23 protein-coding genes are annotated in these 24,098 nt (G+C 30.2%); 3 read left to right on the forward strand and 20 right to left on the reverse strand.

Annotation, left to right across the window (positions count from 1 at the left end; genetic code table 11):
• Nucleotides 1-119 precede the first annotated feature (119 nt).
• The 3 genes from L8Y18_RS03085 (at nt 120) to kcuS (ending at nt 3,275) form a co-directional block, all read left to right on the forward strand.
• The gene (locus L8Y18_RS03085) at nt 120-833 is read left to right on the forward strand and encodes a DUF4198 domain-containing protein (protein WP_220566597.1); all 714 of its coding nucleotides are present in this window, start codon (nt 120-122) and stop codon (nt 831-833) included.
• A gap of 148 nt (nt 834-981) precedes the next feature.
• Nucleotides 982-3,087: a carbon starvation CstA family protein gene (locus L8Y18_RS03090; RefSeq protein WP_263676216.1), complete on the forward strand. Its 2,106-nt coding sequence runs from the start codon at nt 982-984 to the stop codon at nt 3,085-3,087.
• Nucleotides 3,084-3,275: a KCU-star family selenoprotein gene (gene kcuS / locus L8Y18_RS03095; protein WP_133319555.1), complete on the forward strand. Its 192-nt coding sequence runs from the start codon at nt 3,084-3,086 to the stop codon at nt 3,273-3,275. The genes L8Y18_RS03090 and kcuS overlap by 4 nt, the downstream gene beginning before the upstream one ends.
• Before the next feature lie 60 nt (nt 3,276-3,335).
• On the opposite strand, the gene serC is transcribed toward kcuS, so the two are convergent.
• The 20 genes from serC to L8Y18_RS03195 form a co-directional block, all read right to left on the reverse strand.
• Nucleotides 3,336-4,412 carry a phosphoserine transaminase gene (gene serC, locus L8Y18_RS03100; protein ID WP_263664597.1) on the reverse strand — a complete coding sequence of 359 codons (1,077 nt, stop codon included), beginning with the start codon at nt 4,410-4,412 and terminating at the stop codon, nt 3,336-3,338.
• A 12-nt stretch (nt 4,413-4,424) separates the two neighbouring features.
• Nucleotides 4,425-5,588, reverse strand: coding sequence for an exodeoxyribonuclease VII large subunit (gene xseA / locus L8Y18_RS03105; RefSeq protein WP_263676217.1), 1,164 nt, complete (start codon nt 5,586-5,588; stop codon nt 4,425-4,427).
• On the reverse strand, nt 5,585-6,286 hold the full coding sequence (ubiE, locus tag L8Y18_RS03110) for a bifunctional demethylmenaquinone methyltransferase/2-methoxy-6-polyprenyl-1,4-benzoquinol methylase UbiE (protein ID WP_133319552.1): 702 nt from the start codon (nt 6,284-6,286) through the stop codon (nt 5,585-5,587). Before ubiE ends, xseA begins: the two co-directional genes overlap by 4 nt.
• Nucleotides 6,287-6,293: 7 nt before the next feature.
• Nucleotides 6,294-7,478 carry a hypothetical protein gene (locus L8Y18_RS03115; protein WP_220566594.1) on the reverse strand — a complete coding sequence of 395 codons (1,185 nt, stop codon included), beginning with the start codon at nt 7,476-7,478 and terminating at the stop codon, nt 6,294-6,296.
• A 1-nt stretch (nt 7,479) separates the two neighbouring features.
• Nucleotides 7,480-7,893, reverse strand: coding sequence for a peroxide-responsive transcriptional repressor PerR (gene perR / locus L8Y18_RS03120; RefSeq protein ID WP_133319550.1), 414 nt, complete (start codon nt 7,891-7,893; stop codon nt 7,480-7,482).
• Between the two features lie 81 nt (nt 7,894-7,974).
• Nucleotides 7,975-9,804, reverse strand: coding sequence for a 1-deoxy-D-xylulose-5-phosphate synthase (dxs, locus tag L8Y18_RS03125; protein WP_263676219.1), 1,830 nt, complete (start codon nt 9,802-9,804; stop codon nt 7,975-7,977).
• Nucleotides 9,801-10,613, reverse strand: a complete 813-nt coding sequence (fliH, locus tag L8Y18_RS03130; protein ID WP_263659773.1) for a flagellar assembly protein FliH — start codon at nt 10,611-10,613, stop codon at nt 9,801-9,803. The genes dxs and fliH overlap by 4 nt, the downstream gene beginning before the upstream one ends.
• A gap of 4 nt (nt 10,614-10,617) precedes the next feature.
• Complete coding sequence (gene fliG / locus L8Y18_RS03135; protein ID WP_039619192.1) at nt 10,618-11,646, reverse strand: flagellar motor switch protein FliG; 1,029 nt, start codon at nt 11,644-11,646, stop codon at nt 10,618-10,620.
• Nucleotides 11,646-13,331 carry a flagellar basal-body MS-ring/collar protein FliF gene (gene fliF / locus L8Y18_RS03140; protein WP_263676220.1) on the reverse strand — a complete coding sequence of 562 codons (1,686 nt, stop codon included), beginning with the start codon at nt 13,329-13,331 and terminating at the stop codon, nt 11,646-11,648. Before fliF ends, fliG begins: the two co-directional genes overlap by 1 nt.
• Before the next feature lie 14 nt (nt 13,332-13,345).
• Nucleotides 13,346-14,437, reverse strand: coding sequence for a histidinol-phosphate transaminase (gene hisC, locus L8Y18_RS03145; RefSeq protein ID WP_263676221.1), 1,092 nt, complete (start codon nt 14,435-14,437; stop codon nt 13,346-13,348).
• The gene (pheA, locus tag L8Y18_RS03150) at nt 14,427-15,500 is read right to left on the reverse strand and encodes a prephenate dehydratase (protein ID WP_263659771.1); all 1,074 of its coding nucleotides are present in this window, start codon (nt 15,498-15,500) and stop codon (nt 14,427-14,429) included. Before pheA ends, hisC begins: the two co-directional genes overlap by 11 nt.
• A complete protein-coding gene (locus tag L8Y18_RS03155; protein WP_263664589.1) occupies nt 15,497-16,258 on the reverse strand; it encodes an HAD-IIA family hydrolase in 762 nt (253 codons plus the stop codon). Before L8Y18_RS03155 ends, pheA begins: the two co-directional genes overlap by 4 nt.
• 1 nt (nt 16,259) lies before the next feature.
• Nucleotides 16,260-17,465 carry a diaminopimelate decarboxylase gene (lysA, locus tag L8Y18_RS03160; protein ID WP_263676222.1) on the reverse strand — a complete coding sequence of 402 codons (1,206 nt, stop codon included), beginning with the start codon at nt 17,463-17,465 and terminating at the stop codon, nt 16,260-16,262.
• Nucleotides 17,466-17,482: 17 nt separating this feature from the next.
• Nucleotides 17,483-18,544, reverse strand: coding sequence for an LptF/LptG family permease (locus tag L8Y18_RS03165; protein ID WP_263659768.1), 1,062 nt, complete (start codon nt 18,542-18,544; stop codon nt 17,483-17,485).
• A 3-nt stretch (nt 18,545-18,547) separates the two neighbouring features.
• Nucleotides 18,548-19,087, reverse strand: a complete 540-nt coding sequence (pth, locus tag L8Y18_RS03170) for an aminoacyl-tRNA hydrolase (RefSeq protein WP_263665473.1) — start codon at nt 19,085-19,087, stop codon at nt 18,548-18,550.
• 1 nt (nt 19,088) lies between these two features.
• Nucleotides 19,089-19,625: a 50S ribosomal protein L25/general stress protein Ctc gene (locus L8Y18_RS03175; RefSeq protein ID WP_133319540.1), complete on the reverse strand. Its 537-nt coding sequence runs from the start codon at nt 19,623-19,625 to the stop codon at nt 19,089-19,091.
• A 47-nt stretch (nt 19,626-19,672) separates the two neighbouring features.
• Nucleotides 19,673-20,644: a transaldolase gene (locus tag L8Y18_RS03180; RefSeq protein WP_133319539.1), complete on the reverse strand. Its 972-nt coding sequence runs from the start codon at nt 20,642-20,644 to the stop codon at nt 19,673-19,675.
• Nucleotides 20,641-21,267, reverse strand: a complete 627-nt coding sequence (gene serB, locus L8Y18_RS03185; protein WP_263676223.1) for a phosphoserine phosphatase SerB — start codon at nt 21,265-21,267, stop codon at nt 20,641-20,643. Before serB ends, L8Y18_RS03180 begins: the two co-directional genes overlap by 4 nt.
• Nucleotides 21,267-21,785 carry a chemotaxis protein CheW gene (locus L8Y18_RS03190; protein WP_133319537.1) on the reverse strand — a complete coding sequence of 173 codons (519 nt, stop codon included), beginning with the start codon at nt 21,783-21,785 and terminating at the stop codon, nt 21,267-21,269. Before L8Y18_RS03190 ends, serB begins: the two co-directional genes overlap by 1 nt.
• A 4-nt stretch (nt 21,786-21,789) precedes the next feature.
• Nucleotides 21,790-24,096 (reverse strand): chemotaxis protein CheW, encoded by a 2,307-nt coding sequence (locus L8Y18_RS03195; protein ID WP_263664584.1) that lies wholly within the window; start codon nt 24,094-24,096, stop codon nt 21,790-21,792.
• Nucleotides 24,097-24,098: the final 2 nt, after the last annotated feature.

Here is a 24,098-nt window from a genome sequence, read left to right on the forward strand (position 1 = left end):
ACATAAGAAAAATTAAAATATTTTTCTTTTTTATAAAGGAAAAATTAAAATACATCCTTAAGTTTTATATAAATAAAAATATATATAATGATTATCAAAATTATTTTAAAGGAGAAAAAATGAAATTTTCAAAAATGGTGTTTTTGAGTTTTTTTATAGCAAGTTCTGCTTTAGCTCATCAATTCTTTCCTATGCAAACTAGCAATGGATATGAAGTAGGTTTTTGGGCTGATGATCACTGGGGACAATATCAACCTGATAGGGTTTTTGGTATAAGTGCAAAAGATTCTCAAGGAAAAAATTTAAAAGCTGGCTATGACTACGAAAATAACAAAATATTTATTGAAGGAAAACCTGCTGTTGCAAGTGTTAATTATGATTTTGGATATTACACATTTACAAAAGATGGAAAACATTATGCACAAAAAAGATCTGATATTACAGATATTACTGGTGCAAATGAAGTCACTCAAACAAGAAAAATTTTCAAAATGGGAAAAAGTATTTTTTCTTGGGATGAAGGTTCAAAAAAACCATTAGGATTAAAATTTGAAATAGTTCCTTTACAAAATCCTTTAACACTACATGAAGGAGATAAATTAAAACTCCAAGTTTTACTAGATGGAAAACCCGTAAAAGGAGTTGAATTTGAAGATCAAAATGATGATATCGACAACATAGCAACAAATGAAAAAGGTATAGCAACAATCACACTCACAAAACCAAAAGATGGTTTACAAATAATAGCTGCGAACATCAAATTACCATACAATCTAGACAGATATGGCGATACTCTACAATTAACAGCGACACTAAGTTTTAAATCTAAATAATTTCAAATTCTTAGTCAATAAAATTAATTTTTAATTGACTAAGAAATATGTTACATTTTGTAATATATTAATTTTTTATTTATCCTATATAGCAATAAAATATAATTCTACGATACACTAAATAAATTCACTAAAGCAAAGGAATTAAATGAATATTACTAACAAAATATTATGGTTTTTTGTTGCCATTGTCGGTGCTGTTTGTTTTGGCATATTAGCACTCCAAAATGGCGAAAGTATTTCAGCGATTTATCTTGTTATTGCTGCTTTATGTATTTATATCATAGGGTATAGATTTTATGGTAGATATATTGCCTATAAGGTGCTAGAGCTAGATAAAAACAGAGCAACTCCTGCTGTAGTTAAAAATGACGGATGTGATTTTGTCCCTACAAATAAAATTGTGCTTTTTGGACATCATTTTGCCGCTATCGCAGGAGCTGGTCCTTTGGTAGGTCCTATACTTGCTGCACAAATGGGTTATTTACCCTCTATGCTTTGGATATTAATAGGCGGTGTTTTAGCAGGTGCGGTACATGATTTTGTAGTTTTATTTATATCTACGCGTCGTAATGGAAAATCTTTAGGAGAGATGATAAAAGATGAATTAGGACAATTTATCGGCGCAATAGCAATGATTGCTATATTTGGAATTATGCTTATAATTATTGCGATTTTAGCTATGGTTGTTGTAAAAGCTTTAGCAGAATCTCCATGGGGATTATTTACCATCGCAATGACCATTCCTATTGCTGTTTTTATGGGAATTTATATGAGATTTTTAAGACCTGGTAGGGTTGGTGAAGCTTCTATTATAGGTTTTATATTGCTCATATTAGCCATACATTATGGAAGTGAAATAGCTGCTGATCCTTATTGGGCGAAAATATTTACCTTTGATGCGCCAACTTTAGCACTTATTATGATGGCTTATGGTTTTATAGCTGCAATTTTACCTGTTTGGTTTTTACTTGCTCCAAGAGATTATTTATCAACTTTTTTAAAAATCGGTGTTATTGTGGTTATGGCTTTAGCTATTGTATTTGTAGCGCCTGATCTTCAAATGCCAAAAATTAATTCTCAATATTTAGATGGAAGTGGGCCTGTATTTGCTGGAGCAATTTTTCCATTTTTATTTATTACCATTGCATGCGGAGCTATTAGTGGTTTTCATGCATTAATTTCAAGTGGCACAACTCCTAAAATGCTTGAAAATGAAACTCATGCATTAGCTGTTGGATATGGCTCCATGCTTATGGAAAGTGCTGTGGCTATCATGGCTTTAATTTGTGCTTGTATTTTACACCCTGGTCTTTACTTTGCCATCAATGCACCTGCTGCTACTATAGGTGTAGATGTTGCAAATGCAGCTACTGCTATTTCTAGCTGGGGTTTTAAAATAACTCCTGAAGAAATCACTACTTTAACTACAAATATAGGCGAACAAAGCATATTATCAAGAACTGGTGGGGCACCAACATTTGCTGTAGGTGTTGCTTTAATTTTACATGAATTATTTGGTGGAGTGAATTTAATGGGCTTTTGGTATCACTTTGCTATTTTATTTGAAGCCTTGTTTATTTTAACTGCAGTTGATGCTGGGACAAGAGCTTGTAGATTTATGGCTCAAGATATATTGGGTAATGTTTATAAACCTTTAGGAAATATCAATAATACCTTAGCAGGAATTTTTGCAACAGCTTTAAGTGTTGGTGGATGGGGGTATTTTCTCTATCAAGGAGCGATAGATCCAAAAGGTGGAATTTACTCATTATGGCCACTTTTTGGAGTGAGTAATCAAATGCTTGCTGGTATGGCATTGCTTTTAGCAAGTGCGATTTTATTTAAAATGGGAAAGGCAAGATATACTTGGATTACTCTCATACCTGCTTGTTTTGTTTTAATCGCAACACTTTATGGAGGTATTCAAAAAATTCTTCCTTACAAAGAAGGAGATCCAATCCATAATGCTATAAGTCATGTTGCTGCTGTACAAATAAATACACAAAAAATACAAGAATTTAATTTAAAACTTTCTCAAACACAAGATGAAGCAATAATCGAGCAAATCAAAAAAGATATAAAATTAGCATCTCAAGCTAAAAACTCCAATTTAATAAATGCAATTTTATGTGTGTTTTTCATGATTACCACTTTGCTTGTTATACTTTCTTGTTTTGGAATTTTTATCAAAAAATTAAACATTCCTTTAAAAGAAAGCCCTTATATAGCATTAAAAAAGGAAAAAACATGATAAAAAAACTTAAATTATGGTATGAAAAATCCGAAAGGTTTTTTCATCCCTTAGTTGGAGTTGCAAGCTATGATAAATATCTTGAACATATGAGAGAAAAACATCCTAAAGCACCTTGTAAAAGTAGAAAAGAATTTTTCAAAGATTTTCTTGAAAAAAAATACAATAGTGGCTTAGGAAAATGCTGATAAATATTAAAGAGTAAAGTTTTTACTATACAAATGATTTTTGGTGAAAATCACCAAAAATCAAGCATGTTTTTTTGCAAAAGCTTTCATAAATTCACTTAACTTTTGAACCTTTTCAATGCTGATAGAATTATAAATACTAGCACGAATTCCACCTAAAATTTTATGTCCTTTAAGCCCTATCATACCATTTTCTTCAGCTTCTTTTACAAAAACTGGCTCTAAGTTTTTATCATAAGCTATATTAAAACTAACATTCATTAATGATCTATCCTCTTTTTTGGCATGACCTTTATAAAAACCATTACTCTCATCAATCACATCGTATAAAATTTTGGCTTTTTGTATATTTTGCTCATTGATTTTGTCTAATCCACCTTGATTTAAAAGCCATTTCATTTCAAGATTAAACATATATATAGCAAAGGTTGCTGGAGTATTAAATAAAGAATTATTTTCAGCATAAACGCTATATTTTAACATACTAGGTATATTTTTGTTTTTACTACGCTCTATCATATCTTTACGCACAAAAGCACAAGCAAGCCCTGAAATTCCTGCATTTTTTTGCACCCCACCAAAAAGCATAGCAATATTAGAAAAATCTATCTTTTTAGAGAAAAAATCACTAGAAGCATCAATTATCAAAGGACTTTTAGTCTTTGGATAGCTTTTATATTGGGTTCCATAAATGGTATTATTAGAGCATATATAAGCATAATCTGCATTATCGCTAAATTCAAATTGTGGAATATGATCAAACTCACTTTCTTGGCTACTTGCTACTATTTTTGTATTTACTCCTAAAATTTCAGCTTCTTTAATAGCCTTTTTAGTCCAAACTCCTGTATTAGTAAATTCACAAACTCCACCCATATATAAATTCATAGGTATCATAGCAAATTGCAAACTAGCCCCACCTTGCATTAAAAGCACTTCATAATCATCATTTACGCCATAAAGTTCTTTTGCCATTTTGATAGCTTCAAAATGCACTTCTTCAAAAACCTTTCCACGATGAGAAACTTCCATAATAGAAAAGCCTTTACCATGATAATCAAACAAATGCTCCCTAGCTTCTTTTAAAACCTCATCAGGCAGGTTTGAAGGACCTGCACTAAAATTCATCACTCTCATTTTATCTCCTTTTTATAGTATTTGAGCTTCTTTACTCTCATTTATTGAGCAAAGTTTTACAATATCTCCTTTTTTTAGCTTTTCAAGAGAGATATTTTTGCCATCTTTTTGTAAATTTATCAAATTTTTACTTTTATCAAAGAAATTTTTATGCTGAGTTAAAAGTTCCTCAAAATTATCAAGCTTATTTTCATAATTTAATAATTTTAAATTTAAAACGCTCTTTAGTTGGCTTTGTAAAAAATCAAGCTTTTGTTTTCTAAGAAAAAAAGCATTTTCTAAAGACTTAGCTTTGGCTAAATTTTGCAAGTGATCGATTTTGTTTTGATAAAACTTAAGATGATTTAACATTTGGTTTTTAAAACGCATGGCAAGCTCATCAAGTCCTTGTTCCAAACTTAGTTTATTTGGAAAAATCATATCAATAGCTGCACTTGGAGTTGGTGCTCTTAAATCTGCTACAAAATCACTAATAACATAATCAATCTCATGTCCAATAGCAGAAACAATAGGCGTTTTTAAAGAAAAAATACATCTTGCAAGTTCTTCATCGTTAAAACAAAACAAATCTTCTCTGCTTCCACCACCTCTTGCCAAAATAATCGCATCTAAATTATACTCATTGGCTTTTTTTAAAGCATTTATTAAAGAATTTGGGGCACTTTGTCCTTGGGTAAGGGCATTAAAAATAGTTATTTTGCAAAGATTGTATTCTTTTTGTGAAATTAGCTTTAACATATCTTGCAAAGCAGCTGAAGTAAAAGAAGTAATTATACCTATTTTTTTAGGAAATTTAATAATGCTTTTTTTAACATTTGTATCAAACAAACCTTCTTTTTCAAGCTTTTCTTTTAGAGCTAAAAATTTAGCTTCTAAATCTCCAAGACTTGTTTTTTGCATACTTTTGGCGATAAATTGATACCTGCCACTTGCTTCATATAAACTCACATAACCTCTAAGTTCAAGCATATCGCCAATTTTAGGTTTAGCTTGGACAAACTGATTAAAGCCTTTAAACATCACACAAGCTATGCTTGATTTTTCATCTTTTAAATCAAAATACCAATGTCCTGAACTATGAATGGTAATTTTAGAAATTTCTCCACTAAGCTCTATATCATCAAGATGAAATTCTAATAAACTTTTAGCTTTTAGATTAAGTTCTGAAACTTTCATTTTTTTCTTGCAATAAACATAGAACAAACACCAAAACTAAAGCTTTTATACTCTAGCATTTCAAAATACTCACTCAATTCTTTAATAAATTCTTCTTTGCTTAAAAAATCTTCTATCGAATTTGGTAAATACTCATAAGCACTATAATTTTTACTGATAAATCCACCCACTTTTGGTAAAATATTTTTTAAGTAAAAATCTCTACAAGCAGCTATAAAACCGCCCTGCTCTCTTTTAGTAAATTCAAGCACAAGTAAAATCCCATCCTTTTTCAACACTCTTGCAAATTCTTTTATAGCTTCTTTCCTATCTACCACATTGCGTATGCCATAACTTATACTTATGATATTTGCACTTTCACTTTCAAGTGGAAGTTCTTGTGCTTTTGCTTGTACAAAAGTCGCATCAGGAATTTTTTTCTTAGCCACTTCAAGCATGCCCGCACTTGGATCAACTCCTTTTATACTAATGATATTTTTATTTGTCCTTAAGGCTTGATTTTGCCATTCTATAATCATATCGCCTGTACCACAAGCCACATCGATAATATCAAGTTCATTGTTAGAAAATTTAAAAACATCTAAACAAGCTTTTTTTCTCCAACTCACATCACTTCCAAAACTTAAAATTCTATTAGCCTTATCATAAGTTGGTGCTATATCATCAAACATTTTGACTATTTTTTCTTGTTTTTGCATGTTTTTCCTAACTATATATTTTTAATTTTTTAATGCTTTTTTCAATTTGTTTTATTATATTTTCATCATAAGAAATTTGTTCTAAATAATTATATTCAAAATAATTTTTTAGTTTTTCAATACTTTTTTCTTCAAACATAGTTGCAAAATAGCATAATAAAAATTTTATTCTTTCTAATTCTTCTTTATGATTTGTTTGAGATTTTACAATTTTTTTCTTTAAAAAAACTAATTCTTTTCTTAGTTTAAAAGCCACTAAAGACTTTAAAATTTGATTTTTCTCTCCTTGATAAAAACTACAATCATTCTTTAAAATAAAATCCATATCAAGAAAAATATCATTGATTTTTTCATCACTTAAAATAAAAATATATTTTTCTAATTCAAATTTACAAATTTTATCATTACAAATTTGTTTTTCCAAATTCAAAATATAATCTTGAAGTTTATTTTGAATACTCTTTTCAAAAAGAGTGCTAAAAAGCTCAAAGAAAATGCATATTTGCCTAAGACTTACAAAAAATTGCTCAAAACTTTCAAAATTTAATTTTTGTAAAAAATTCAATCTGTCATTTTTTAATCTTTTTAAAAGCACAAAAAGTAAAATTTTACCCGCTTCAAAACTTTGAATTTGATTTGGAAAATGTAAGCTAATATCTTCTTGTTTATCTAAAATCTTAATACATCTAGCACTATCAAAAATTTTAGAAAAATCTCCATATAATGCTAAATTTTTACTGTAGAAATTTTCATCATCTGAAATCTCTTTATAGCTTTTAAAAAAGTGAGGTAAATTAAATTGCTTTGCTTTTTCAAAAGTAGGAAAAACAACTTTCAAAATGACCAAATCTTGCAGATTATTTTTAAACTTATAAAGTAAAAATCGAGCACTATTAATCTCAAAACTAATTCTAGTTTTCTTAATAACACTTCCTATAATTTTTTTACTTTGCTGTTTAAATTCTTTTTTAGAAAGTTTATGATTTTTTTTATCTAAAATATCATGCAGTTTATAAAGTGAAAATCGATAATAATTTTTATTAAATTTTTTATATTTAACATCACAAAAAGGACTTATACGCGTAAAGAAAACGCGTATTTTATCCTTAGAATATATAATTTTTTCTTCTTTTAAAATTTTTATAAAGTCATCATTTTTGAGCAAAAAGCGTCTTTGGACTTCACAAACCATTTTATTTTTTACAAGCTTTACAACCATTCACATAAGCAAATACGCCAAGATAATCAATGATATTGCCAATTTTTTTCTCAAGATCTTCTTGGTATTTATTTATCCCACTATCTTCATAACATACATCTTCTATATGATTGCATTTGCTACAAATTACATGTATATGAGGATATTCATAAATATCATAACAAGTTTTTTGATTTGGAGTGTTGATTTCTACAACCAAGCCTTGTTCTTTTAAAGTATTTAAATTTTTATACACTGTAGCTAAAGAGATAGAAGGATATTCTTCCTTAATGCTTTCGTATAAAGATTCTATATTAGGATGTTCATGGCGTTTTAAAATTTTTAAAATACAAAGTCTTTGAGGAGTAGCTTTTAAATCACAATTTTTAAGCAATTGAATAAGTTCCATTATTAATTCTCCGATATTTTTTATATAGTATAACGCTTTTTTTATAAAAAAATGATTATATTAAAGGATATTTTTTATCTTTTAATAAATTTTAATATTTTTACACAAAGATTCAACATCAATTTCTAGAAATTTTTCTACTTCATTTGTTTTACCATGAGTTATAAATTGATCTTCAAATTCAAAACTTACTAGTTTTATATGATAAAGATTTTCTTTTTGCAAGAAAGTTGCAATCAAACTTCCCACTCCACCTATCTTAGCACTATCTGAAAAAACAAACCAAGTTTTTGTATCTTTTGCCAATTCTTTTAAAAGCTCTTCATCTAAAGGTTTTGCAAAAATCAAATCTATTAAGCTTGCATAATCTAAACCAAGTTTATCTAAAGCTAGTTTTGCCTTAGCCACACCCTGACCAAAACCTAAAAATACTTTATCGCTTTGCACTTTAGATAAAATTTGAGCTTTTGCAAGTTTTATCTCACATGGATTAAAATTTTCATCTAATAAAAAATTACCTCTAGGATAACGAAAAGCAAAAACACCTTGATGAAAATAAGCATACTCCATAATTTTTTCCATCATAGCCTCATCTCTTGGAGCCGCTAAAGTAATATTTGGTATAGCACTTAAAAAACTAACATCAAAAGCACCTTGATGAGTTTCCCCATCTTCTCCTACTATGCCAGCTCTATCCATAGCAATAACTACATTTAAATTCATAATAGCACAATCATGGATAACTTGATCATAAGCTCTTTGCATAAAAGTGCTATAAATTGCTATAAAAGGCTTAAAACCTTCTTTAGCCATAGCTGCCATAGAAGTAACTGCATGTTGTTCTGCAATTGCTACATCCCAAAAACGCTCAGGATATTTCTCCATTAGCTTATCTATTCCAGTTCCACTTGGCATAGCAGCAGTTACACCTACTATATTTTCATATTTTTGAGCTAAATTTAAAAGTGTATTTGAAAAAATTTCTGTCGCACTTTTTTTGTTCATATTAGCCTTTAAACTCTCTCCGCTACTTCTATCAAAAGCACCTACTCCATGCCATTTAGCATTTTTACCTTCAGCTAATGTATAACCTTTGCCTTTGATAGTTTGCGCATGCACTACACAAGGTTTATTCATAGCTTTAGCTTGATTTAACGCATTAATAACTTCATTTAAATTATGTCCATCAATAGGCCCTATATATTCAAGTCCTAATTCTTCAAATAAGAGTCCAGGTGTAATAAGTCTTAAACCCTCTTCAAAACGCTTTGCCATATAAGATGCGCCTTGAGGAAAATACTCTAAAAGATTTTCTATGCGTTTTTTAAACTTTTGATAAAACTGCGTTGCCATTGCTTGAGAAAGGTATTTTGAAATAGCTCCAATTGGCCTTGAAATACTCATTTCATTATCATTTAAAATAATCACACAAGGATATTCTCTATCACCAAGCTCGTTTAAAGCTTCATAAGCCATACCTGCACTTAACGCTCCATCACCTATTAATACAACAGGTAAGCGATCTTCTTTTTTTAATCTTATAGCCTTACAAGCTCCAACTGCTAAAGATATAGAAGTGCTTGAATGTCCTGCTACAAAATAATCCCCCTCATCAGGCTTTGTATATCCACTCAAGCCATTAAATTGTCTTAAAGTATGAAAATTATCTATCTTACCACTTAAAAGCTTATGTGGATAAGATTGGTGTGAAACATCAAAAATAAAAGGATCTTTTCGCACATCAAAAACATAATGCATTCCTATACTAAGCTCAACTACACCTAAATTTGAGCTTAAATGTCCACCATTTTTACTCACTGTATCTATGATAACTTCACGCAAATTACTAGCTAAATTTTCCAGTTCTTTAATTTGCATATTTTTAATATTTAAGTTATTTAAATCTATCATTCATTAACCATGTTTTTGATTTTTTGCAAACGATTGTTAAGGTTTGACTCTATATTACCCGCATCACTTAATATTAAAATACTTCCCTTATTAATCGCATCATCAAGACTAAATTTAATATTGCTTTGTTCTTGCAAGTGTGTTTTTACATATTCAAAATCATCAGGACTTAACTTTAATTCTATCTTAGTAGCATTTTTAAGTTCACTCATAAGTTCTTTTGCTAAATTTAATGCTATAAGTGATGAATTTTCTTCGAGCTCTTTTGCAATCACTTCTTTTGCAATAATTACAGCTGTATCGGCTAATTCTTTTTCATTTTTAGATAAAAACTCATTTAAATTTTGCACTGTATTTTCAAGCTTTTCTACGCTTTTTAAGTATTTTTCCTTCAAGGCTTCTAATTCGCTTTCAAAATTCTTTTGTGCTTGTTCATAACCTTCTTTAGTAAATTTTTCCTTTGCATGTTCTAATTCTGTATTTAAACGATTGTTAAATTCAGCCTCTTGGCTTTCTATCTGCATTTGCAACTTAATGATATTTCCTGACATTTCATCAGTTTTTTTAAGTAAATCTTCAACAAAATCAGGTTGAATTTGTGGTTGTGGGGCTTGTGGAGCAGCTTCTATTGTTTGATTTTCTACTGCTTGTTGTGTGTTTTGGACAGGAGAGACTTGATTTATAGTTTGAATTTCTTCTTGTTTTTGTTCTTCACTAGAGGGCATTTCACTCATAACTTTAAAATGATAACCCTCAACTACATGAGCAGAAATATTTTCAGGTGAAATTACATTGGTTAATTTTGCCATAATCTTACTCTATCATCTCATCAGCCTCACCAACTTGGATAAGACCTTGTTCTGCAAGTTTTTGCACCACTTCTACAACTTTTCTTTGTGCTTCTTCTACATCTTTAACACGCACAGCACCCAAAAAGCCCATTTCTTCTACAAAAGCTTCAGCAGCACGCGTAGACATATTGGACATAAATTTTTGTTTTAAATCCTCGCTTGCGCCCTTTAAACCTATCATCAAATCACGCTTGTCAGCAGCTTTTAAAACTTCTCTAATCGCATTAGTACTAAGTTGAGAAATATCATCAAAGGTAAACATTAAATCTTTAATGGTTGTAGCAAGTTTTTCATCACTTTGCTCAATATAAGAAAGTGTTGTTTTAGAGGCTTTTTGACCCAAGCGATTAAGCACTTCAGCAACTGCTCTTGGACCACCCACTTCAACTTTATAAGAAGTAAGACTTTCAAGCTTACTTTCAAGCACAGCAGATACTCTTTTGATAATTGAAGGAGATATATCTCCAAGATTTGCCATTCTTATTACAACTTCAGCTCTTAATTCATCGCTAAAATATTCCAAAGTTTCAGCAGCTTGAGTAGTATCCATATGAGCTAAAATCAAAGCTATAGTTTGCGGGTGTTCTTTAATGATAAAGTCTGCAAGTTGTTGTGGTTTAATTTGTGAAAGATAAGCAAAATTTTGATTATTTTCCATACTTTTGGTAAGTTTTTCCAAAATTTTATTGGCAATTTCAGGACCAAAAGTTCTAAATAAAATTTCTTTTGCATATTCCAAACCACCACTTTTTAAGTATTGATTTGATTGTAATAAAGTATAAAATTCCTCAAGCACTGCAGTAGCAACTGGCTTATCAACATTTTTTGCTAAAGCAATATAGCGAGAAATTTCAGTGATGACATTAATATCCATATGAGAAAATAAAACTGTCGTTACATCTTCTCCAAGTTGGATTAAAAATATGGCGACCTTTTCTGGCATAGAAAGGTCATCATAGACCATTTTTTGTTCTTCGCTAAGCTTTATCATTAGATATCCTTCTCACCAAATTCGGCTTCATTTTCAACAAGTTTTTGCAACAATAATGCCACTTCTTCGCCTTTTTCATTAGCTACTGCTCTTAATTTTTCAAGTAAAACATCATATTGTAATGCATCCTCATCAAAACTATCTCCAAAACCAAGCTGTTCTTCAACTTTTCTACGAGCAGCATTGAATTTTTCAATAGCATCTTCAGCCTCATCAATAATCTGCCCATCCTTACCTTCCATCTCTTCTTCAAGTCTAATATCTGCAAGCATTTTTTGAGAAAATGGCACAATAACTTTTTTGTAAAAGATAAAAAGCAAAATCGCGGCAAATACATACTTAACAGGTGGAATAAAAGGCTCAACAAATCTTGAATAAAAAGTTTGAACCTTATTTTCAACTTTAGCTGTTCTATGAAATTCCAAATTATTTACTTCAACCGCATCACCTCTAGCAAGATTAAATCCTATGGCACCTTTAGTAAGATTTTCAATCGCTTTAATTTCTTTATCACTCAAAGGAATGTACTCATTAGTAACATTTCCTTGATCATCAGTAATTACTTTATACTTTCCATCTACCACAACGGCTGCAGAAATTCTTTTAATGGTTGCAAATTGCTTAGTGGTGTTGGTAATTTTTTTAGAAATTTCATTATTAGTTGTAGTTTGATTTTTAGTATAAACCTCGCGCGCACCTTTATCATCCAAACCTTCCACAGGACCGATGTTTGAAACAGCACCTGGTACACCTTGAATTTCTTTATCTTTATAGCCTTCTCTATGCTCTTCCAAGGTTTGCTCACTACGCACAACGGTATTTGGATCATATACTTCACTTTGAGATTCTTCTTTAGAAAAATCATAATCAATACTAACCTTTGCTACTACCCTATCATAGCCACCTGCAAATGGAGCAATAGAAGCAACAATTTTTTGCTCTAATTCATATTCTTGATCTCTTTTATATTTAATTTGAGCAGCGATTAAATCACTTTCAAAAGCACCCTCATCATCTAAAGGAATACCTTTTTGATCCATGATTTTTACATTTTCTGGAGTAAGTTTTGTTACTGAAGAAGCAATTAGGTTTTTAATCCCCATAATTTGCTTTTTATTAAGCTTTAAACCTTCTTTTATAGTCAAAGCTACTGAAGCAGTTGGTGGAACTTGTTGTTGGGTAAAAAGTGTATCTTTAGCAAAAGCAATATGAACCGTAGCACTATGAATAGGCTCTAAACTTTCAATCGTTCTAGCAAGCTCACCTTCTAATGCTCTTTGGTATTTTACCTTTTGCTCAGCTTCTGTGGCTCCAAATTCTTGTTTATCAAAAAGCTCAAAGCCTACTTTATTATCTTTTGGCAATAATCCTGCAGAAGCAATAGCTAAACGCTGTTTATATACTTGTTCATTAGGAACTAAAATCGTTCCTTCATTACGCAAAATATAAGGAACTCCACTTTTTTCAAGTTGAGTTACTATCATCGCCGAATCACTAGTATTAGCATTTTCAAATAATACTGAATATCCAGCTTCGCTAGCTACTGTAGAGCCACTTCTAAAAAGGGTTAAAAATACTAAAAATCCAACTACAACAACAATAGAAGCAGCAATAATAATACGCTGTCTTAAACTTAAATTTTGATAAAGCTGACCTACTTGGTGCAGTATAGTTTTATAATCCATTTATTTCCTACAAACTAAAAATTTTTAGAAAACTCTTCAAAAAACCTTGAATTTTCATACTCTGTACCTATACTTATACGCACAGCATTTAAACCATAACTTTGTAAATTTCTTATTATTATACCGTTTTTAAGCAGTTTTTCAGATAAATCTGTGCTATTTTTTTCATCAAAAAAATAGGTAATAAAATTTGTATAGCTTGGAATGTATCGAATTTTATAATTTTTAGCAAAATCTTCATAAAGTTTCATTTGTGAAAAATTATTTTCTAAGGTTTTTTGCACAAACTCATCATCATCTAATGCAGCAACAGCAGCTTTTAAACTCAAATTAGTCACATTAAAAGGTGCTCGTAATTTATAAAATGTATTGATAATTTCCTTGCAAGCTATACCATAACCCACTCTCATACCGCCCAAACCATAAAGCTTAGAAAAGGTTCCTAGATATACTGCATTTTGAAATTTATGGATTAATTCTTTAGGATTAATATGCTTTTTGCTATCTTTAAATGAAGCAAATTCATTATAAGCTCCATCGATGGCCACCAAACAATCTTTATCAATTTTCTCTAAAAACTCAAAAACCTCACTTGCGTCTAAACACTCACCCAAAGGATTATTTGGCAAGCATAAAAAAATTACTTTGATTTCATTTTTATGCTTTTGATATAACTCATATAACTCATTTAAATCATGGGTTAAACTTGGAGTTTTATAAACCTTAACTCCTAGTTGTTTTGCATAAATTTCATACATAGCAAAACTAACCCCACATTGCAGATAAGCCTTAGAATGATCAAGTTTTGCATGTACTATATATTCTATGATTTGATCACTCCCACTACCTATAATGAGATTTTCTTTTAAAATATCATATTTTTGTGCTAGAGCTTGTTTTAATTCACTCATAGTATCATCAGGATATAAATGAGCTAAATGTGCATTATTTATGATGGCTTCTTTAGCTTTTTTACTTGTACCATAAGGATTTTCATTACTTGCTAGTTTAATAACTTCTTTTAAACCATATTCTTTAGCAACTAAATCCATATCCTTGCCACTTTCATAAGTTTTAATAGCCTCTAAAAAAGGATTAAATTTCATTGCTTTCTCCTGATAAATATGATCCAAGCCATTTTATATGCTCAGCTTTTTTTAATACTCTTTGGACATTTTCATCATCAATATGTCCTTCAAAATCTATATAAAAACTATGCACAAATTCTCTTGTTTTTATAGGGCGTGATTCAAGTTTTGTTAAATTTATCCCCTCTTTTTTAAACTCATATAACAAGTCACTAAGCCCACCTGGTTTGTGTGCAGCAAGTGCTAAGATAGAAGTTTTACAATGAGGCATTTGAGGTATTTTTATATCACTTAAAATCAAAAATCTAGTACGATTTGCCAAATTATCCTCAATCGTTTCAAATAATATAGGTACATTATAAAGTTTTGCTGCAATTTTAGAGCAAATCGCGGCTGAAGTAACATCTTGCGAAGCTAAGTAAGCTGCATGAGCTGTGGATTTGCTTGCTACAAATTCTACTTCACTTAAATCATGACTTTCTAAAAAATTTCTACATTGATTATAACCTTGTGGATGAGAATATATGCGTTTAATATCTTTTAAATTTTCACTCATACTTACAAAAGAATGATGAATGTCCATATAAATTTCAGCAAAAATCTTTACATCCTCATATTTTCCAAGACAATCAAGCGTCACACCCACTGCACCTGCTGTATTATTTTCTATAGGTACTACTCCATATTTTGCTTCTTTGTGAGCTAATTCTTTAAAAACATCTTCTATATTTGCAAGTGGAGTATAACGACTCATAGCACCAAAACGCGTTCTTGCTACTTGATGCGTATAACTTCCTTCAGGCCCTAAATAAGCTATGCTTTGAGGCATTTCTAAATTTCTTGATACAGCAAAAATTTCTTGATAAATTGCTTCGATTGCATTTTGATCTAATAAACCATGATTATAATTTTTAAGTCTATTTATAATAGCTCTTTCACGCTCAGGTCTATAAATACTCCCACCTAAATTTTGTTTAATAACTCCTATATCTTTAACATGAAGCATTCTTTCATTAAGCAAAGCCAAAATTTTATCATCGATAGTATCGATTTTATTGCGTAATTTTTCTATATCTTTCATTTAAACCTCGATATGTAGTAATCCTTAATACTATCATATACAAAATTAAGTTTAGTTGTATCAAGACCTTGAGTGTTAGAAATTTTACCACTTAAAACTAAGCCTGTTTGCATACCAAGCTCATAAGCACCAAGCAAATCGCCTTTAAAATCATCACTAATAATCAAAATCTTTTTAAAACTCACATTACAATCTTGCTGTTTTAATAATTTTAAAGCACTTTCATAAAAAGCCTTACTAGGTTTTCCTATCACTTTATAATCAAACTCGCATGCATTTTTAAGCATAGACATGATGCTTCCAACGCCTGGATAAAGCCTTGAGTTTTTCTTATAAATACTACCCTCATGCATTGCTATAGCTTGCACGCCATCTTTAATATACTCTATCATATTAGCAAAATCTTGAAATTTAAAATTATCATAACTTGCTAGCAAAAATGCTTTTGGATTTTTATAATCAAGCTCATAACCTAACTCTTGAAGTGAATCTAAAAATTCTTTTGCCCCAAAAGCTGCTATTTTACAAGGTTTTAAATAATCTTTTAAAACACAAAAAGGATCAATATAAACCTTTTCATTAATTTCAAAACCCAAATTTTGCAAATAATTTAAAAAATCTAATCTTTTGGTGTTATTAGTAATAATCACATAAGGAATTTTTTCTTTATTTAAAGATTTAATGAGTTCTAAAGCACCATTTATAGGACTTTTATCATGATCTGAAATCAAAGTTCCTTGCACATCTAAAAACAACATTTTAATCCTTTAAAAAATCAAGCTCTAAAGCAATTTGATCCTCATAACTTTCTCTTTTTCTAATCATTCTTACTATGCCATTTTCACAAGCTAGCTCACATACTCTATTGCGAGTATTGTAATTACTACTCATACTAAAACCATATGCACCTGCGCTTTTAACTATGATCAAATCTCCTGCTTTTGTTTTAGCTAGTTTTCTATCTTTAGCTAAAAAATCTCCACTCTCACAAACCCCACCAACAATATCACAAAGGCTTTCTTCTTTATTTTCACTCAAAAGCTTGATTTCATGATAAGCACTATATAAACTTGGACGCAATAAATCATTCATCGCCCCATCAATAATCACAAAACGCTTTTTATCATTAAATTTTTCATATAAAACTTTAGTAACAAACTCGCCTGCATTTGCTACCAAAAACCTGCCAGGTTCCATACCTATACACACATCAAGACCTTGCAAACTTGCTAAAATTCCTTGAGCATAATCATATAAATTTGGCTCTTGTTCATCTTTATAACAAACTCCTAAACCCCCGCCTATATCAAAGAATTTAATATTAATTTTCAAAGCTAAAAGTTCTTTTACTAATTTTGCAACAATCGCTGAGGCCTCATGGATACTGCTTATATCAAGAATTTGTGAACCTATGTGAAAATGCACTCCAACTGGCTCTAAAAATTGTGAGTTTTTAGCATAAAGATACATTTTTTTAGCACTTTCTATATCTACACCAAATTTATTTTCATGCAAACCTGTAGAAATATAAGGATGTGTTTTAGCATCTACATTTGGATTTACCCTTATGCTTATACGAGCTATCTTTTGACCTTCTTTAGCAATTTGCTCCAAAAGAAGCATTTCTTCATAACTTTCTAAATTTACATAAAGTATGTTTTGCTCTAAAGCATATTTTAATTCATCAGCACTTTTTCCAACCCCGCTAAAAATAATTTTATAATTTTTAACCCCTGCTTTTAAAGCTCTATAAATCTCACCTGCACTAACACAATCAAACCCACTATCCAAAGAAGCTAAAAGCTTTAAAACGCTTAAATTAGAATTTGCTTTGACTGCATAAAAAATTTGTGATTTTCTTGCCTTAAAAGCATCTTTTAACATTGTAAAACGCTCTTTAATTTTATCAAAATCATAAATATAAAATGGTGTGTTGTATTCTTTTGCTAGTTTTAAATAATCCATAAAAACCTCACTTGTAGTTATTTGTGTTTAAAATAATAAAAACTTCCTATACTTATTAAAATAAATACTGGTAGCATTATACCAAGCTCTGGAAGTAAAATTTCATTTTCACTCAATCTTGTTAATAAAAACAACAAACCCCAAACTAAAAGTATGCACACAAAAAACACAAAAGCTAAAAGTGCGAGATTAAAAAATCTTGCTGTTAAAGGAAAATAATAATACACAATAAGCATTAAAAATGGCGCAAAAAATGGTGTAAGAACTAAAGAATATAAACTTGTTCTAAGTGTATTAGTAGAAATATTTTGTTTTGCAAAAATTGCCATACTTTCTAGCGCGTCTAAAATAGAATAAGAAGGATTGCTCTCTACTAAAGAAATTCTTTCTAAGATTTTTGGAGAAAAATCTTCTAAGCCTTTGATATTTTTAAATTCTTCTACGCTTAAACCCTCTTTTGAAACAATCAAATTTTGTGGTACATTAGTAGCTTTAGCGTCATTTAAGTTCCAAGAATCTCCATCAAATTTAGCAGTTTTTGCATGGATTGTGCTTTGAATGTCTAAATTTTTTACATCAAAGATTTTTACATTATATAAGGTTTGAGAACTTGTTTTTTGTATATAAATAAATTTATCATTATATTTAATCAAAACTTCCCCACCCTCTCTATCTACAACGCCACGCTTGAGAATATTACTTTTATATTCATCTGCATAAGCAAAGGCACTAAAATTAAGTCCTACATAAACACAACAAAAAAACATAGCCCATAAAAAAGGATAAAAAATCACTTGATTTTTACTTAAACCCAAAGCATATAAGCTAACAAATTCATTTGAGCGTATCATATTAAAAATACATAAAACCAAAGCAAGGACTATAGCTAAAGGTAGTATATAAGAAGCTGCTGAACATGTTAAGAAAAATATATACAAAAGCTCTAAATTTGCACTTTTTGGCAGTCTATTGAAATTGAGTAAAAAATCAATCGCTACGAAGAAAAAAGTCAAAGAAAAAAATAAAATAAAAAATGATTTTAAATACAAAGATGAAATATAGCGAAAAAATATACTCATCGTTTAACTTTTTAAAGAATATTTTGAAGCGATTTTTTCTATATCAGAATTTAAAAGCTCAAGTAAGGCTTTTTTGCTATGTTCTAAAACCTTAGTTAAACTTTCTTGTTCTTCTTGTTTAAATTTTCCCAAAACATGAGAAATTACATCTTGTTCTTTTCCTACTCCTATGCGTACCCTCTCATAAGCATTGCCACAAAGATTATCTATACTTTTAAGCCCATTATGTCCACCGCTTGATCCACCCATTTTAAATTTCAATGCACCCAAATTTAAATCTATATCATCATGGATTACAATGATTCTATCACATTTATAATATTCACTAACAGCTTTTACACTTTCTCCTGATAAATTCATATAAGTGGAAGGTTTTAAAAAAAAAGTAGAAGAGCCTTTAAAAAGCTCTCCTTTAAATTTGGCATTTGAAAGCTTTGTTGTTTGCAAATCTTTCAAAATTAAGTCAATTAGCATAAACCCTACATTGTGACGGGTTTGGGCGTATTGTTCTCCTATATTACCAAGTCCTACGACTAAGGTCATTTTATCTTGCTTTTTCTACGCCAACTACAGCTACTCTATCAGCATCAACCATAGTTACACCCTCAGGCACAACTACATCGCGGATTAAAAGTGCATCACCAACATCAAGTTTAGTTACATCTAATTCAAAATAATTTGGTAAGTTTTCAGCTGCACATTTTACTTTCAATCTTCTTTTTGATTGGATTAAAACACCTTTATTTTTAAGACCCATAGCTGTTCCTACGATTTTTACAGGAACCATATATTTAGAAATAACACCTTTTTGTGCTACTTTTAAATCTACGTGTTTTAATTCTGCAGTTACAGGATCTTTTTGATAATCAACTACCACAACATTTAATACTTTATCTGCTACTTTTACATCAAAAGCTAAAGTAGTTTTTTTGCGTACTTCTTTAATAAATTCATTTACTTTAAAAGCAGCATTGATGTTTTCTAATCCTTTTCCGTAGATGTTTGCGATTAGATAACCATCTCTTTTTAAAGCTTTAGCAGCTTTTCTACCGATACTCTCTCTAACGATACCTTCTAACATCTGTTTCCTTTCTAAAAAAAATAAACGCTAATTATAGCTAAATAAGTTTATAAAGATTTTAAAATATCTTCATAAGCTATGCAAAATTGCTCCAACCCATCATCAAGCAAATCTTTACAAGCTTTACTTAAAGCATCTTTTGAAATATTTGCATTCAGTTTTTTCTCTATACACTCATCTTTTAAAGGCTCTTTAAATATAATTTGCTTACCTTTAAAAGCCTTAATAGCATCTAGTGGTGCAGTATTAATAGCTTTATCATAGAGTAGTTCTTTAATATAATAATCTTTTTCTAAATCATCACCCTTAACACCTGTACTTGCAAATAAAGCTCTAATATTTGTTTCATTTTGTTTAATGATATAATTATAAGCCTTTGTTGCAGTAAGAATTCCTATATAATTTTTATCTAAAACTTGATTATTTAATAATCTATCAAAACGGCTTACAAAAATACTAATAACTGCTCGAGGCTCTTTTTTAGCTGTGGTATTATTTTTTCTAAATTCTTTTAAACCTAAATTTAAAGCTTCAAAGCATTTTTTAGTTTGCTCAAAATCAAAAATCAAAGTAGCGTTAACATTAATACCATTTTTCATTAATTCTTGCATTACTTCATAAGAAGCTTCTGTAGCAGGAATTTTCATCATCACATTTTCTTTTGCAATTTGCATGTATAATCTTTTTGCTTCGGCCAAAGATAGGCTAGTATTATCTTTTAATCTTGGGTCAATTTCAATACTAATAAAACCATCATTATTTTCATAATAATTAATAGCTAATTTATCCGCAGCCTTAGCTATATCTTCTATCGCAAGATACTCATATAAAGCTTTTTTATCTTTAAGATTTGATTTTTTGATTTTTTCTTTATAAATAGCTGAGTTTAAAATCGCATTTTTGAAAATAGCAGGATTTGAGGTAGCACCATTAATTGTTTTTGAGTAAATTAAATCTAAAAATTCATGATCTAAAAATTCATTTTCTATAAAATCGCACCATAGCGAAAATTTTTTCATTGTATTGCCTTTATTATTTCTTTTAAATCTTTCTTATCTATACAAATATCTGCATGAGATTTTAAAATTTCTTTGGCACAAAAAGCTATTTTTAATCCACATTCTTTAAACATAGAAATATCATTAGCTCCATCGCCTACACACATAATTTCTTCTGTTTTTAAATTTAAAAATTTCTTAAGTCTTTGTAGTATAATACCTTTTGAGTTATTAAACATAATTTCTCCGCCAACTTTTCCTGTTAAAAAACCATTTTTACTATGTAAAAAGTTAGCAAAACCAAAATCAAAATGAAGTTTATTTTGTATTAAATCAATTCCTTCATGAAATCCACCACTAAAAACGATTATTTTTATATTCTTACTTTTTAAATATTCACATAATTCTTTGGCGCCATTCATCAAAGGTAAATTTTCACAGCATTTCTTTACCTGCTCTATAGGCATACCTTCAAGCAAAGCTACTCTAGCACTTAAGCTTTCAAAAAAATCAAGCTCACCATTCATTGCTTTGTTGGTGATTGCTTTTACAGCATCACCAACATTATATTCTTGCGCTAAAATATCGATAGTTTCCCCATCCATTAGCGTAGAATCAAAGTCAAAGGCACAAAGCTTTATCATTAAAACTCACGCTTTAATAAAGCTTCAGCTTTCAATATAGTCAAGATATTTTCTTCTCTTTTGCCTATACCAAAAATCATACCTTTTTCTTTTAGTAAAGTTTCAGGTGGTGGATCAATCCTACTTCTGTGAATTTTAATAGCTTCTGTTAATCTATCTATCACAAAACCTGCATTACCTGCAGGAGTTTGATTGCCATTTGCTATACCTTTTAAAACAATATATCTTGTTTGAGGAGTCATTTTAGAACTACCTTGATTAAATCTTTTAGCAAGATCAATCAAAGGCATAACATTACCCCTCATATTAAATACACCTAAAACATAATCAGGTACACTTGGAACCCTAGTATATTCTATAGGTTTAATAATTTCTTGGATATTAAGAATTGGAATAGCGTATTCCTCATCTCCTACCACGAAACCAACAAGCTGAATAATATCCTCTTCTTTATCTACATCAGGTTCTGCAATTTGCGCTTGTTGTTTTTGCAAAACCTGGTTTAATTTATCATTCATCTTCTTATCCTAGTTTTAAATTTTTTCTAACTACATTTTCTAAGTACTCTGGAGAGTAAGGCTTAGTAATATACTCAGTCATTCCTACTTCCACACCTCTTAAGCGGTCTGATTTACTAGTTCTTGAAGTTACTGCAACAAGTGGGAGGTTTTTATATTTAGAATATTTTCTAATTTCACCTGCTAAGGTATAACCATCCATTCTTGGCATTTCAATATCAATCAACACAGCATCAATATCATGCTCGCCTGATTTAATTGTATTTAATGCTTCAACACCATTAGTTGCTTCTATAATACTTACACCTAGTGGCTCTAATGATTTTTGCATGATATTTCTATCCATTTTAGAATCATCCACTATAAGCACTGTATAATCACTTGGTTTTTCTTTAGTTGTTTTTTTAGATTGCGATTCAATTTGTGCTTTAATATCAACTTTAATTTCTTTAGCTATATCCATCATAGCAGCAACATCGATAATCAAAGTTACTCTACCATCACCACGGATAGTTGCTCCTGCTATACCTTGGATATTTTGCAAATACTCACCCATAGACTTGATAACAATTTCTTCTTGACCTACTAAAGTATCTACTATAATACCAAGCTTACTTTCTGCCACACCTATAACAACTACATAAGTTTGATCAGTATTTTCAAGCACTTGTTTTACGCCAAATACATCTGAAAGTCTTACTAAAGATAAAACCTCATCTCTTAAGCGAAGTACATTTTTACCTTCAATGGTATAAATATCATCAATTGGCACTCTAACTGTTTCAAGAACACTTGCAAGTGGAATAGCATAAAATTCTTCTTGAGTTCCCACAAGTAAAGATTGAATAATCGCCAAAGTAAGTGGAATTTTAAGCTTCATCACAGTGCCTTTTCCAAGCTCACTATCGATTTCAATCACACCATTTAATTTTTCAATATTAGTTTTAACAACATCCATTCCAACACCACGCCCTGAAACATTGGTGATTTTTGCAGCGGTTGAAAAACCTGGTTTGAAAATCAATGCAAATGCTTCTTTATCACTCATTTGATCAGCTTCACGCTCTGTGATTAAGTTTTTCTCTATTGCTTTTGATTTTAACACATCAGCATCTAAACCTTTACCATCATCGGCAATTTCAACAACGATATGATTTCCTTCGTTATATGCTTTAAGATTAACCGTTCCTTTTTCTGGTTTACCATTAGCTATACGCGTTGCTGGATCTTCTATACCATGATCACAAGAATTTCTAATCATATGCATAATAGGATCGCCAATTTCTTCTACAATAGACTTATCAAGTTCAGTTTCTTCCCCTGAAATTTCAAGCTCCATTTGTTTACCAAGTTCACGGCCTAAATCACGCACAACTCTTGGGAATTTATTAAATACTTTCGCAATAGGTTGCATTCTTGTTTTCATAACCGCAAGTTGAATATCTGTAGTGACAATACTAAGTTGAGAAACAACTTGATTTAATTCTTCTAAGAATTTTTCTCCATCATATCTTTCTTCAACATCATCATAAATTTTTAACAAGCGGTTTTTACCTAATACAAGCTCACCAATTAAGTTCATTAAATGATCAAGTCTTTTAACTTCAACCCTAATTGTTTGATCCATATTTGCACCACTGCTTCCACCACCTGCTGCAGGGACCTTTTTCTCAGCTGCTGCATTTTGTGCTTGTGGAGCTGGTTTACTTGGAGTTGGAGTTGATTCTTGAGTTTTTTTCTTTTCAGCGCGTCTTGCTTGATCTTCAGCTTTTCTTACTTTTAAAAGTCTTTCAATTTCAGCTTCAACTTCATCATCACTAAGTTTATTTACATCAACTTCAGGTTCTTCAGCTTTTGGCTCTTCTTTAACTTCTTCTTTTGGCTCTTCAGTCTTAGCCGGAGTAATTGATTCTAAACTTTCTCCTTCTGAAATTGCGGTTAATCTTGCACAAATTGGAGCTATATCAAGTCCGATTGCTGTATCATTTCCATTATCTCTAATAGAATTTAATAAAGTCTTCATCATATCAATAGATTCTAAAACTACATCCATTACTTCAGGAGTAATTTTAAGCTCATTATGTCTTGCTTTATTTAAAACATCTTCCATATGATGAGTAAGTTTTGTTAAAACATCAAAATTTAAAAAGCTTGATGATCCTTTAACAGTATGCGCAACGCGGAAAATTCTATTTAATAATTCTAAATCTTCAGGATTTGCTTCTAATTCAACCAAATCATGATCAATTTGCTCGACTAATTCAAAGGCTTCAACTAAAAAATCCTCAAGTATTTCTTGAATATCTTCCATTT

Origin of the sequence: Campylobacter sp. CNRCH_2007_0968H (assembly GCF_025773245.1) — a bacterium.
Classification (GTDB): Bacteria; Campylobacterota; Campylobacteria; order Campylobacterales; family Campylobacteraceae; genus Campylobacter_D; species Campylobacter_D lari_D.